The sequence below is a fragment of the Clostridium sp. CM041 genome, assembly GCF_055081035.1.
The window spans coordinates 3,514,959-3,527,855 of record NZ_CM143648.1; the positions used below are offsets into that span (position 1 = coordinate 3,514,959).

Annotated in this window: 13 protein-coding genes; 12 read left to right on the forward strand and 1 reads right to left on the reverse strand. The window is 31.7% G+C overall.

The genetic code is table 11. The annotated features are described in order from the left end of the window. The first annotated feature begins 72 nt into the window (after nt 1-72). From ACWJJT_RS16550 to def, 12 genes are all read left to right on the forward strand, one after another. Complete coding sequence (locus ACWJJT_RS16550) at nt 73-612, forward strand: class I SAM-dependent methyltransferase (protein WP_462955481.1); 540 nt, start codon at nt 73-75, stop codon at nt 610-612. After that, nucleotides 587-2,320 carry a B12-binding domain-containing radical SAM protein gene (locus ACWJJT_RS16555; protein WP_462955482.1) on the forward strand — a complete coding sequence of 578 codons (1,734 nt, stop codon included), beginning with the start codon at nt 587-589 and terminating at the stop codon, nt 2,318-2,320. Before ACWJJT_RS16550 ends, ACWJJT_RS16555 begins: the two co-directional genes overlap by 26 nt. A gap of 272 nt (nt 2,321-2,592) precedes the next feature. After that, a complete protein-coding gene (locus tag ACWJJT_RS16560) occupies nt 2,593-2,919 on the forward strand; it encodes an ATPase (RefSeq protein ID WP_462955483.1) in 327 nt (108 codons plus the stop codon). Then, the gene (locus ACWJJT_RS16565) at nt 2,906-4,873 is read left to right on the forward strand and encodes a V-type ATP synthase subunit I (RefSeq protein WP_462955484.1); all 1,968 of its coding nucleotides are present in this window, start codon (nt 2,906-2,908) and stop codon (nt 4,871-4,873) included. Before ACWJJT_RS16560 ends, ACWJJT_RS16565 begins: the two co-directional genes overlap by 14 nt. 13 nt (nt 4,874-4,886) lie before the next feature. Next, entirely contained in the window at nt 4,887-5,363 is a 477-nt protein-coding gene (locus tag ACWJJT_RS16570; RefSeq protein WP_462955485.1) for a V-type ATP synthase subunit K, read from the forward strand. A gap of 33 nt (nt 5,364-5,396) precedes the next feature. Then, a complete protein-coding gene (locus tag ACWJJT_RS16575; RefSeq protein ID WP_462955486.1) occupies nt 5,397-5,996 on the forward strand; it encodes a V-type ATP synthase subunit E in 600 nt (199 codons plus the stop codon). 79 nt (nt 5,997-6,075) lie between these two features. Next, the gene (locus tag ACWJJT_RS16580) at nt 6,076-7,077 is read left to right on the forward strand and encodes a V-type ATP synthase subunit C (RefSeq protein ID WP_462955487.1); all 1,002 of its coding nucleotides are present in this window, start codon (nt 6,076-6,078) and stop codon (nt 7,075-7,077) included. After that, nucleotides 7,070-7,378, forward strand: a complete 309-nt coding sequence (locus ACWJJT_RS16585; protein ID WP_462955488.1) for a V-type ATP synthase subunit F — start codon at nt 7,070-7,072, stop codon at nt 7,376-7,378. The genes ACWJJT_RS16580 and ACWJJT_RS16585 overlap by 8 nt, the downstream gene beginning before the upstream one ends. 17 nt (nt 7,379-7,395) lie before the next feature. Next, nucleotides 7,396-9,168: a V-type ATP synthase subunit A gene (locus ACWJJT_RS16590; RefSeq protein ID WP_462955489.1), complete on the forward strand. Its 1,773-nt coding sequence runs from the start codon at nt 7,396-7,398 to the stop codon at nt 9,166-9,168. Next, nucleotides 9,161-10,543 carry a V-type ATP synthase subunit B gene (locus ACWJJT_RS16595; protein WP_462955490.1) on the forward strand — a complete coding sequence of 461 codons (1,383 nt, stop codon included), beginning with the start codon at nt 9,161-9,163 and terminating at the stop codon, nt 10,541-10,543. The genes ACWJJT_RS16590 and ACWJJT_RS16595 overlap by 8 nt, the downstream gene beginning before the upstream one ends. Before the next feature lie 2 nt (nt 10,544-10,545). Beyond that, a complete protein-coding gene (locus ACWJJT_RS16600; RefSeq protein ID WP_165411874.1) occupies nt 10,546-11,217 on the forward strand; it encodes a V-type ATP synthase subunit D in 672 nt (223 codons plus the stop codon). A 150-nt stretch (nt 11,218-11,367) separates the two neighbouring features. Beyond that, nucleotides 11,368-11,838 (forward strand): peptide deformylase, encoded by a 471-nt coding sequence (gene def, locus ACWJJT_RS16605; protein ID WP_462955491.1) that lies wholly within the window; start codon nt 11,368-11,370, stop codon nt 11,836-11,838. A gap of 54 nt (nt 11,839-11,892) precedes the next feature. Here def and ACWJJT_RS16610 read toward each other — a convergent pair whose 3' ends face one another. Beyond that, a complete protein-coding gene (locus tag ACWJJT_RS16610; RefSeq protein ID WP_462955492.1) occupies nt 11,893-12,729 on the reverse strand; it encodes an SDR family oxidoreductase in 837 nt (278 codons plus the stop codon). Nucleotides 12,730-12,897: the final 168 nt, after the last annotated feature.

The following is a 12,897-nucleotide window of genomic DNA, read 5'->3' on the forward strand; positions in this document are numbered from 1 at the left end:
TTTGAAGAATATAAAAATAGGTAAAAATAGGTAATAACATGTGAAATATATTTAACAAAGGGGGAGTAACAATTGAAAAAGGAGGTTTTTATAAATTTAGAAAAAGAAATTTTCAAAGGAAATATATTAGATATAGGTTTTTCTAATCATGGAATTATATATAATATATACAAACAATATGTTGATGATAGTAGTAGCTTAGATTATATAGAGGGAAAAGATGAGAAGACAGGAATAGAGGAAGGTGAGTATGATCTCTGTGCACTGTTTTTTACTTTGAGTGATATAAAATTTACAAAAAGCAAAAGTAAATTAATACAAGATATATATAAATTTTTGAAAGAAGATGGATTGCTATATATATGGGATGTAGATAAAGGATTTGCTAAAATCTTTAATTCTAAAATTAAGGTTGTGTCACCAGATAAAAATACAAAACAAATACATTTAAGAGACTTAAATATATTTAAAGATAGTTCTAAAGAGAATACAATCAAAATTTTACAACCTTATTTTGAAGTATTAACTTTAAAAAATTCAGATAATGTTTATTATATGATATGCAAAAAGAAAGGGAAATCAAAAGATGAAAGTAACACTAGTAGGTATTAATGCAAAATATATTCACAGTAACTTAGCAGTAAGATATTTAAAAACATATACAGAGGATTTAAATTACGAATGCAAAATTATGGAGTTTTCTATTAATGATCAAATCGAAAGAATTGTAGAGGAAATTTTGAGTAGCAAGCCAGACCTTGTAGCATTCTCTTGCTACATATGGAACATTGAGTACGTTAAGGCTGTATCATCTCTTATAAAGCTTGTAAATAGTGAGATTGAAATCCTTTATGGAGGACCAGAGGTTAGCTTTAATTGTAAAGAGTTTCTTAAGGAAAACGTAGGGGATTATGTAATAGAAGGGGAAGGAGAGGTAACGTATAAAGAATTTATTAAATGGAGAATTAATTCAAAGGATGATTCTAATATCAATGATGAGAATAGTGATAACATTCAAAACATTCTAGGGCTATATTATAAATATTATGAAAATATTGGATGTGATAGTAAAATTAACTATGGTGGTAAGAGAGCCTTAATGGATATGGAGCAGGTTATTTTCCCATATAATGAAGAAGAACTTATCAATAAAATAGTTTATTATGAAGCATCAAGAGGATGCCCTTTTAATTGTAAATATTGTCTCTCCTCGACTACTCATGGAGTTAGATTTTTAAATACTGAAAGAGTAAAGCGAGAATTGAAATTTCTCGTGGACAAGAAGGTAAAATTAATAAAGTTTGTTGATAGAACATTTAATTGCAATTCGAGATTTGCGGTAGAGATTTGGGAATTTCTAATAAAGATGGATACTGAAATAACTTTCCACTTTGAAATCTCAGCAGATCTTCTAAACAAACAGGAATTAGACATTTTAGCTAAGGCACCAAAGGGTAGATTTCAATTTGAAGTGGGTGTACAAACAACAAATCCCTTAGTTCTTAACAATATAAATAGATTTGTAAACTTTAATGATATAAAGGAAATGGTGGAGGAATTAGAAAAAATAAAAAATATTAAACAACATTTAGATTTAATAGCGGGCCTACCAGGAGAGAATTATGAATCATTTAAAAAATCTTTTAATGATGTTTATAGCATTCATCCAGAAGTAATACAATTAGGATTTTTAAAATTACTTAAAGGTTCGGATATGAGGAGTGAAGCAACTCTTTGGGGAATGGTCTATGCACCTTATCCACCATATGAAATTCTAAAGACAAGGGATATAAGTTATGAGGAATTAGTATGCTTAAAAAGGGTAGAAAAAATTGTGGACAAATATTACAATTCACAAAAGTTTAGTACTATTCTGAAATATTTTGTGAAAAAATTTAATACACCATTTGAATTTTATTACGAACTGGGATTATTTTTCTATGAAAAGGGATATCTAAGTAGAAACATTTCCTCAGTAGATTATTACAAGATATTTATTGAATTTAATGAGGAGAAACTTGAAGAAGAAGATTTCGTTTTAAAAGAAATTGTTAAATATGACTACCTTAAATATAACAAAAAGAAGTGGCTTCCAGATTTTCTAATCAGAGATTTAGGTAAGAAAGTAGAAAGATCAATTAAGGATAAGTTGTTACAAAACAATGATACAAACAATACATCTAATATTCATATTGAAAAATTTATGATTGATATTTTAGATTATATAGATAATAATACTGTACGCAAAGAAGATCATTATTTAGTTTATGATATTAATGATGAGGATAACATAAAGGATATAACTTCTATCATAGATTAGAATATGATAAAAGTTATAAAACGGAAAAAATGATAAATTATTAAAAATGACATTTGAAACATTGGAATAAGTTAATATTACGAATATTGTTAATGTTAAAAAAAAGTTGAAATTTTCAATAAAAATTAGTATAATTAAGATATTAAGATGTATTCAATATTATATAAAATAGAATAAAGGTAAATACTATACTAAGTATTTACTATTATATAAATTATTAATAATTTATATATACTCATTATGGCTAGTTATTAGTAAAAGGTGGTGATATTTTGGCATTAGAAGCAATAAAAAGTATAAAAGAAGCGGAAAAAAAAGCAGCAGATATTGTAAGTAAGGCAATTTCGGATAGTAAGGATATATTAAAAAAATCTGAAATTTACGCCGAAGATCAGTACAAAAAGGTTTTGGATGCTGCAAGAGAAGAAACTAAAAAAATCATTAAAAATGCTAAAGAAGAAGGTAAAAGTAAGTCTGAACCAATTTTTGATACAGGTAAGATAGAGGTCACGAATATACTAAATTTAGATAAAGAAAGATTTGATAGGTCGGTTAACATGGTGGTTGAGAGGATAGTGAAAAATAATGGCAATAGTTAAAATGAGCAAATTTACATTGTTTGCCTTTGAATCACAAAAAGAAGCGTTGCTTGATAACTTTCACAAATTTGAAAATATTCAATTTGTAAACCTACAAGAGAGTGCAGAAGAAGATTTGCAATCTCTTGTAAAAGACTCGGAAAATGAAAAAGTTTCTCATTTAGAAGGAGAGCAAGCAAAAGTAAAGTTTGCCCTAGATCTATTAATGAAGCACTCAGAAAAAGAGGGTGCTCTAAAATCTTTAATCAAGGGTAAAAGTTCTTTGGATTATGAAGAGTTAGAAACTTTAGCTAAAAAATCAAACTATAAAGAGAACTATCAAAAGTTAAAGGATCGAGATAATGATTTGATTCAAATGAAGAGTGAAAAAGCCAAAATTAATTCTGAAATAGGATCATTAACTCCATGGATGTCCTTAGATGCCTCCTTTAAGGATTTAAAATCATTAAATTCTTCAATATTCTTAATGGGGTCTTTGCCTAAAGCTTTTAAAGATGCTTTTAGAGAAGAGTTTGAAAGTAAAATTCCGTGTTCTTACTTAGAAGTTATTAGTGACGGAAAAAATGCAATTAATGTAATGGCGCTAGTGTATAAAGGGTATGAAGATAAAGCTAATGAAATACTTAAACATTATAGCTTCAATACTATTAATTTAAAATATGATGGAATTTCAGCAGAAATTGTACGAGAATTTAACAAAAGATTAGATGAGATATCTAAAGAAGAAGAAAAAATAAATACTGAAATAAAAAATGATTGCAAGTATTTAGAGGATTTTAAAATAGTATATGAATATTTATCAAATAAACATATAAAAGCTTCAGCTTGTAAAAATTTCTTAAAAACAGAGAACACCGTTGCTATAGAGGGATGGGTACCAACAGAATCAGCAAAAGATTTAGAAAATTTGATAAAGTCTACAACTAAGGAAGAGTTCTATTTAGAAATTGAAAAAGCTGTTAAGGAAGATGACAGGGTGCCTATACTTTTAAAGAATAGTGCAGTTGTAGAACCTTTTGAACTAATAGTATCAATGTATAGTTTACCTAAATATTCAGAGATAGATCCAACACCCGTAATGGCACCCTTTTACATGGTATTCTTTGGGATGATGCTCGCTGATCTTGGGTACGGGTTAGTAATGTTCATAGCTTGTGCAATTGCATTGAAAAAATTTAATTTAGAAGAAGGACAGAAAAAATTTGCTAAATTCTTCTTACTACTAAGCATACCAACTGCACTAGCAGGCGTTGTTTACGGAGGTTTCTTCGGGGATATAATTCCATTTATATCAACTCACAGTTTAATAAATCCTGGAGAAGATATAATGTTATTACTAATTATATCAATAGTAATAGGTGCAATCCAAATCTATTTTGGCCTTGGAGTTAAAGGTTATATGTTAATTCGCGATGGAAAGCCAATGGATGCTATTTATGATGTAGTGACATGGTACGCTGCATTAACTGGAGCATTTTTGTTATTAGGTGGAGCACAAATAGGATTAAGTCCTGCTGTAGTTAATATAGGTAAATGGGTTATGATAGTAGGAATGGTTGCACTAGTATTAACTCAAGGAAGACAAAACAAAGGTATTGGTGCAAAACTTGGGGGAGGTCTTTATGGGTTATATGGTATATCTAGTTATATAGGTGACTTAGTTTCCTACTCGAGAATCATGGCTCTTGGACTTGCAGGAGGATTTATAGCATCTGCTTTTAATATGCTTATTAAAATGATGCCAACACCATTTAATATTATTGTAGGTATAATTATATTCGTGTTTGCACAAACGTTTAATCTATTATTAAGTTCATTATCAGCTTTTGTTCACAGTGCTAGGCTTCAGTATGTAGAGTACTTTAGCAAGTTTTATGAAGGCGGAGGAAAAGCATTCAAGGTGTTTAAATCAAAGAATCAATATATTAACGTAATAAAAGGAAAGCAAATTTAAGGAGGAATTAATTATGACATTCATGGAATTTATGAGTAAAAACGGTGGATTTATCTTCGCTGCATTAGGAATGGCTTTAGCGGTAATTTTACCAGGTATAGGATCAGCAAAAGGAGTAGGTATGGTTGGTGAGGCAGCTGCAGGACTTACGACAGAAGAACCCGAAAAATTTGGTAAAGCTCTTATTCTTCAATTATTACCAGGTACTCAAGGACTTTATGGTTTCGTTATAGGACTTATGGTATTACTTAAATTAACTTCGGGTATGACTTTAGATACAGGCTTTTATTATTTGATGGCTTGTTTACCAATAGCTTTCGTAGGTTATTTTTCAGCATTATATCAAGCTAGGGCAGCTGCTGCCGGCATTGCAATAGTAGCTAAACAACCAGAGCATAGCACAAAAGCTATCATACTTGCAGCAATGGTTGAAACATATGCCATTTTAGCATTCGTTGTTTCAATAATACTCGTAAGTAAGACACTCTAATTTAAAAAGTGATGAGCTAGAGGGAGTGAGAATATGTCAAATTTAGATAAATTAGCTGACAAGATAATAGAAGATGCTAAAGTTAAAGCGGAAACTATTTTGAAAGAAGCTAAAAACAATGAAATTTTATTAATAGAAAAGAAAACAAAAGAAGCAGAGCTAGTAAAAAAACAAATGATAGAAAAAACTAAGGTTGAAGCTATTATGGTGAGTAAAAGAATTATATCAAATTCTCACCTAAAAGCACGAAATGAAAAGCTAGGGGCTATGCAAAAAATGATTGATAAGGTATTTGAGAGTGCTCTAGAAAAACTTATGGCTATAAATGATAATGATTATTTGGAACTTATAAAAAAATATCTTATATCAATGCCAATAGCAGGGGATGAGGAAATAATACTTCCTGGGAAATATAAAAGTATTGTAAGCGATGAATATTTATCTGAAATTAATATTTCACTAAAAACTAATGGAAAAATAGGTGAATTAAAATTAAGTTCCGATAATCGAGATATAAAAAGTGGATTTGTAGTACTTAAAAATGGTATAGAGATTAATAATACTTTTGAAAGTCTGGTTAACTCCTTAAGGGATGAACTAGAACCTGAAATTGTTAACGCATTATTTAAATAAATGCAAATAAAATTTAAGGAGTGGATACCAATTTATAATTGGTATCCACTCCTGATCAAAACAAGGAGGATAGCCATATATGAATAATATGGATTTTACACAAGCTGTGGCTAGGCTAAGAGTATTAGAAAAAAGACTCCTGAGTAAAGTAAAGATTGAGAGAATGATTGACAGCTCCTCGGCGGATGAAGTACTTAAAATTTTGAAGGAAACCGAATATGCAAGTTTGATGGGAAATGTAAAAAGAGCAGAGGACTACAACATATTACTTAAGGATGAGCTAAATAGAGTATACTCCCTTATGTATGAAGTTTCTCCATATCCTTCTATAGTAGATATTATGAGTTTGAAATATGATTATCATAATATAAAAGTGTTGTTAAAAGGAAGAACTTTAGATAAGGACTTTTCTCATATGCTAATTCCAGCAGGTACAGTAAATATAGAGGAATTAAAATTTTACATGACAACTATGGAATATAAGAAATTAGACACTAATATGAGGGAAGCTATAATTGAGGTGGAAAAAGTATACAAAGAACTTAATGATCCTCAAAAGATAGATATTATATTGGATAAGTATATGTATGTAGATATGTTAGCTAGGGCAGAAGAAACAAAAATTGATTTTATAATTGAATATGTTAAGAAAAGTATAGATTTTTCTAATATTAAGTCAATAATTAGATTGAAAAAACAACAAAAGGATGTTAACTTTTTTGAGGAAGTTAAACTGAGTGGTGGAGATATATCTAGTGATGTTTTATTAACAGCTTTTAGTGATCCAATTGATAATATGGCAACTAAATTTTCTTCGTCAAAATATGGAGAAGTTGTAAGAATTGGACTAGAAGAATATATTAAAACTGGTAAACTTTCTAGTTTAGAAAAATTATCAGAAAACTATATTATGGAGAAGCTAAGGGCCGCTAAGTATGTTACTTTTGGACCTGAGCCAATATTTGCGTATATCGCAGCAAAGGAAACAGAAATAAAGATAATAAGAATAATTACGGTTGGGAAATTAAATAATGTTGATACGACGCTCATAAGAGAAAGGATGCGTGAAGTTTATGCATAAAGTAGGAGTAGTTGGAGATAAAGATTCAATACTTGCTTTCAAAGCTCTTGGAATTGACGTATATCCGGTTATTGAAATAGAAGAGGCTAAAAAAGCTATAGATAAAATGGCGTTAAGTAATTATGCGGTTATATTTGTAACTGAGCAGATAGCTCAGCACTTAGATGAAACTATAGCAAGATATAACAGACAGATGATTCCTGCCATTATATTAATACCAAGTAATCAAGGCTCACTAAATATAGGAATGCAAAGAATTCGCGATAATGTAGAAAAAGCAGTGGGCGTAAATATTTTATAGAAAGGTAGTGAGATAACTTGAAAATCGGTAAAATTGTAAAAGTTTCAGGTCCATTAGTTGTTGCAAAGGATATGGACGAAGCTAATATATATGACGTAGTTAAGGTTGGAGATAAGGGTCTTATTGGCGAAATTATTGAAATGAGAGGAGATAGAGCCTCTATTCAAGTATATGAAGAAACATCAGGCCTAGGACCCGGAGATCCAATAGTTACTACTGGTGAACCACTAAGTGTTGAACTTGGACCAGGACTTATAGAATCAATGTTTGATGGTATTCAAAGACCGCTTGATAAAATAAGAGCTATAGCTGGTAATTACTTAACAAAAGGTGTAAATGTTTCGCCACTAGATAGAGAAAGAAAATGGAACTTTGTTCCTACGGCGTCCGTTGGAGATATTGTTTCATATGGTGTAGCTATAGGAACAGTTGCGGAAACTACTGTCATAACTCAAACGATAATGGTGCCTAAAGGAATAGAGGGGACTATAACGTCTATAACTGCAGGAGAATATACTGTAGAAGATGTAGTAGCAGAGGTGCAAACAAATGGCGGAATTAAGCAAATTACGTTAATGCAAAAGTGGCCAGTAAGACGTGGAAGACCTTATGCTGATAAATTAAATCCAATAGAACCACTAGTTACAGGTCAAAGAGTAATAGATACTTTCTTTCCAGTAACTAAAGGTGGTACGGCATGTGTTCCGGGTCCTTTTGGTAGTGGAAAAACTGTAGTTCAACATCAATTTGCAAAATGGGCAGATGCAGAAATAGTTGTTTACATAGGTTGCGGTGAACGTGGCAATGAAATGACAGATGTTTTGAATGAGTTTCCAGAACTTAAAGATCCCAAAACAGGTGAATCGCTAATGAAAAGAACAGTGCTCATTGCAAATACTTCTAATATGCCAGTTGCAGCTAGGGAAGCCTCTGTATATACAGGTATAACTATTGCAGAGTATTTTAGGGATATGGGATTTGCTGTAGCATTAATGGCAGATTCTACATCAAGATGGGCAGAGGCTTTACGCGAAATGTCAGGAAGACTTGAGGAAATGCCAGGTGATGAGGGGTATCCAGCATATCTAGGCTCACGTGTAGCAGATTTTTATGAAAGATCTGGAAAGGTAGTTTGCATTGGAGACGACAAAAGAATAGGAGCAATTACAGTTATTGGCGCAGTATCACCTCCTGGTGGAGATTTATCAGAGCCAGTTACTCAAGCAACGCTTAGAATAGTCAAAGTGTTTTGGGGACTAGACGCGCAACTTGCTTATAGAAGACATTTTCCATCAATAAATTGGTTAGATTCTTATTCACTATATTTGGATCAGCTGGCTAATTGGATGAATGAGAACATTGCTTCCGATTGGACTGAGCTTAGGGTTAAAGCTATGACTATTTTGCAAGAAGAAGCAAAGCTTGATGAAATAGTAAGACTTGTAGGTGTAGATGCTCTTTCTGAAAAAGATAGGTTAAAACTAGAAGTTGCAAAATCAATTAGAGAAGATTACCTGCAACAGAATGCATTCCATGAGGTTGATACTTTTACGTCGCTTAACAAACAATATAAAATGTTGAAGTTAGTTTTAGATTTCCATGTTGAGGGTGAAAAAGCATTGAATTTAGGGATTTATTTGAAAAAGATATTAGAAATTCCTGCGCGTGATAAAATAGCAAGAGCAAAATATATTGCAGAAACTGATATGTCAAAAATTGATGATATATTTACGGCCCTATCTAATGATATTGAAAAATTAATAACGGAAGGAGGAGTCGTAAATGATTAAAGAATACAAAACTATAACAGAAGTTGTAGGGCCACTTATGGTTGTAGAAAAAGTTCAAGGCGTTAGGTACGATGAACTAGTGGAAATAGAACTACAGAACGGTGAAATTCGTAGCGGAAAAGTACTTGAAATAAATGAAGATAAAGCAATGGTTCAGTTATTTGAAAGTTCTGCTGGAATTAACTTAAAAGGTAGTAAGGCTAAATTTTTAGGAAGACCACTAGAACTTGGAGTTTCAGAAGATATGCTCGGAAGAGTCTTTGATGGACTTGGTAGACCTAAAGACGGTGGTCCTAAAATTATTCCTGACAAGAGACTCGACATAAATGGAGAGGCATTGAACCCTGTGGCAAGAAACTATCCGTCAGAGTTTATTCAAACAGGTATTTCAGCTATTGATGGGCTTAATACTTTAGTTCGTGGACAAAAATTACCAGTGTTTTCTGGTTCGGGTCTTCCGCATGCGCAACTTGCAGCTCAAATAGCAAGGCAAGCAAAGGTATTAAATTCAGATACGAAATTTGTTGTTGTATTTGCAGCTATAGGAATAACTTTTCAAGAAGCGCAGTTTTTTACAGATGATTTTACAAAAACTGGTGCAATAGACAGAACTGTATTATTTATGAATCTTGCAAATGACCCAGCTATTGAGAGAATAGCTACGCCTAGAATGGCACTAACTACAGCTGAATATCTTGCTTACGAAAAAGGATTTCACGTACTTGTAATTATGACTGATCTTACAAATTACTGTGAGGCCCTGCGTGAAGTTTCAGCTGCAAGAAAAGAAGTTCCAGGTAGACGTGGATATCCAGGATATCTTTATACTGATCTTTCGACGCTATATGAAAGAGCCGGTAGGATTAAAGGACTTGAAGGTTCAATAACTCAAATTCCTATACTTACAATGCCAGAAGATGATATAACTCATCCAATTCCTGACTTAACAGGATATATAACTGAAGGGCAGATTATTTTAAGTCGAGAACTTTATAAAAAAGGCATTATGCCACCAGTAGATGTTCTACCATCGTTATCAAGACTTAAAGATAAAGGTATAGGCAAAGGCAAAACGCGCGAAGATCATGCTGATACGATGAATCAACTATTTGCTGCATATGCTCAAGGTAAGCAAGCAAAAGAGCTTGCAGTTATATTAGGAGAGTCAGCATTATCTGATGCAGACAAAAAATATGCAATATTTGCAGATGCTTTTGAAAAACGATATGTTTCCCAAGGATTTGAAACCAACAGGACTATTGAGGAAACAATAAATTTAGGATGGGAGCTTCTATCTATTCTCCCAAGAAATGAACTTAAGAGAATTAGAGATGAATATGTAGAAAAATACTTACCAAAAAAAGAGGGTGAGTAAACGTGGCGAGGCTCAATGTCAATCCAACTAGAATGGAGCTTACTAAACTAAAAAAAAGATTAGGTACAGCTACTCGTGGTCATAAATTATTAAAGGATAAGCAAGATGAGCTTATGAGAAGATTCATTGATCTTATAAAACATAACAATAAACTACGAGCGAAAGTTGAAGAAGAATTACAGAACTCTTTTAAGGATTTTGTTATGGCAAGTGCATTAATGTCATCAGAATTTCTAGAGGAAGCAATAGCGCAACCAAAAGAAAAAATTTCTGTAGAAGTTGAGACAAAAAATCTTATGAGTGTTAATGTTCCGATAATGAAGTTTAAAAGAGAATTAGAAGATGATCCTGGCAGTATATATCCATATGGATTTGCCAGCACTTCGGCAGATCTTGATGGAGCTATAGAAAAGTTATATTTAGCCTTGCCGGAGCTTTTAGAACTTGCAGAAGTAGAAAAATCTTGTCAGCTCATGGCAGATGAGATTGAAAAAACTAGAAGAACGGTTAATGCACTTGAATACATGACTATACCTCAACTAAATGAAACTATAAAGTATATAAGAATGAAGCTTGAGGAAAATGAGCGTGGAGCTTTAACTAGACTTATGAAGGTTAAAAGTATGATGGAGAAAGCTCAAGAATTAGCAGATGCAAAAAGAATTAGCACATAAATAAGGTGGAATTAAGGTGTCTTTAGTGATGCCTTAATTTTTTTGTAAAGATTTTAGTTGATGTATACATATATTTAGAATAGAATATATGTATACATTTAAAAGTTATTGCTGTGAAACGCAATTAATATAAAGAGAAGGAGAAAGCATATGGCAGTTAGGGAAATTTTACAGTATGGAGACGAGCGTCTTAATATGATTTGTGATAAGGTAGGAAAAATAGATAGGAAGATATTAAACACAATTGACGATATGATGGATACGCTTTATGAGGGTAATGGGATAGGACTTGCGGCTCCTCAAATAGGTATTTTAAAAAGGGTTATATTAATTGATTTAGGAGAGGAAGAAGAAAATCCAATAATAATTATAAATCCTAAAATAACAGCTCAGTCAGGAAATGAAAAGGATTATGAGGGCTGTTTAAGCTACTTAGGATATGAAGGTGAAGTATCTAGACCTACGAACGTTACAGTTGTAGGAATTAATATTAAGGGGAAACCAGTAACTTATGAAGCTTCAGGATTACTGGCAAGGGCCTTATGTCATGAAATTGATCATCTAGATGGAGTATTATATATGTCTAGAGCTGAGGAAATGTACGAAGTAACAACAGAATAATTTTGTAAAAAGGAGCATGCCTGAGATTACTAAAATCATAAGGCATGCTCTTTTTTACAATTTAATGTATTTATTAATGTAATATTTAAGTCTATCATCCCAAGGAGCAATTTCAATGCCAAGAGAATGTTTTATATGCGAATTATTTACACAGGTATATTTAGGTTCTTTAATGAGATTGGATAAAAGCTTATCTGAATTCACAACTAACGGAACATCGAGATTACTAAATTCTATAATACTATTTATTAGCATTGATTTTGATAAACAACCTTCATTGGTATAGTTATATATTCCATATTTATCGGTTTCTAATAGTCTCTGAAGGACTATAGTTAAATCTTCAATATAAGTTACGGAAAGGGTGGGATCCGAAAATAGATAAATTGCTGTATGTTTGCCATTTATGAGCTTTCTCACAAAACAATCATTGCCACCAAATATATTTGAGGTGCGGACAATAAAATATTTTTCACAAATGGTTTGTATTAATTCTTCTCCGCCTAATTTACTTTTGCTATAGGCGTTTATTGGAGTACATTCATCAACCTCACTGTAGGGTGTTGTATTAGTATCTCCGTATACATCTGTGCTAGATAGGTATACTAGGGGAATACTAAGTGAATTACAACAATTAGCAATGTTTAAAGTTCCTACAGTGTTTACATCATAGGCTAAAGATTCATGGTATTCACAAATATATTTATTTGTCATGCCCGCAGTATGAATTACAGCGTCAGGCTTTAATTCATACAGGGTTTTCTCGGTAGTTATTTTATCAGTTATGTTAAGTTCAGTTTTATCTAATCCATATATAGTATGTGATTTAGACAAGATATTACAAAGATAAGTTCCAATATTACCTTTTGCACCAGTTATTAAAATATTCATAGAGCCCTCCTTAAAGTTCGTGCTATTAAAGTATATGACTCAGTATCTTTATTATTAAAAAATTATTTTATTTTTCAAGATGTATAATAGAATATTTTAATATTTAAGTGACAAACTATAAAGTATATGCATTTCCATGTATATAAAAGATATGTTAACTAATAATCG

What these genes read in the sequence shown, in the direction of transcription:
- ACWJJT_RS16555 (WP_462955482.1), top strand. Translation starts at nt 587, where the DNA reads ATGAAAGTAACACTAGTAGGTATTAATGCAAAATATATTCACAGTAAC.
- ACWJJT_RS16565 (WP_462955484.1), top strand. Translation starts at nt 2,906, where the DNA reads ATGGCAATAGTTAAAATGAGCAAATTTACATTGTTTGCCTTTGAATCA.
- ACWJJT_RS16570 (WP_462955485.1), top strand. Translation starts at nt 4,887, where the DNA reads ATGACATTCATGGAATTTATGAGTAAAAACGGTGGATTTATCTTCGCT.
- ACWJJT_RS16575 (WP_462955486.1), top strand. Translation starts at nt 5,397, where the DNA reads ATGTCAAATTTAGATAAATTAGCTGACAAGATAATAGAAGATGCTAAA.
- ACWJJT_RS16580 (WP_462955487.1), top strand. Translation starts at nt 6,076, where the DNA reads ATGAATAATATGGATTTTACACAAGCTGTGGCTAGGCTAAGAGTATTA.
- ACWJJT_RS16585 (WP_462955488.1), top strand. Translation starts at nt 7,070, where the DNA reads ATGCATAAAGTAGGAGTAGTTGGAGATAAAGATTCAATACTTGCTTTC.
- ACWJJT_RS16595 (WP_462955490.1), top strand. Translation starts at nt 9,161, where the DNA reads ATGATTAAAGAATACAAAACTATAACAGAAGTTGTAGGGCCACTTATG.
- def (WP_462955491.1), top strand. Translation starts at nt 11,368, where the DNA reads ATGGCAGTTAGGGAAATTTTACAGTATGGAGACGAGCGTCTTAATATG.
- ACWJJT_RS16610 (WP_462955492.1), bottom strand. Translation starts at nt 12,729, where the DNA reads ATGAATATTTTAATAACTGGTGCAAAAGGTAATATTGGAACTTATCTT.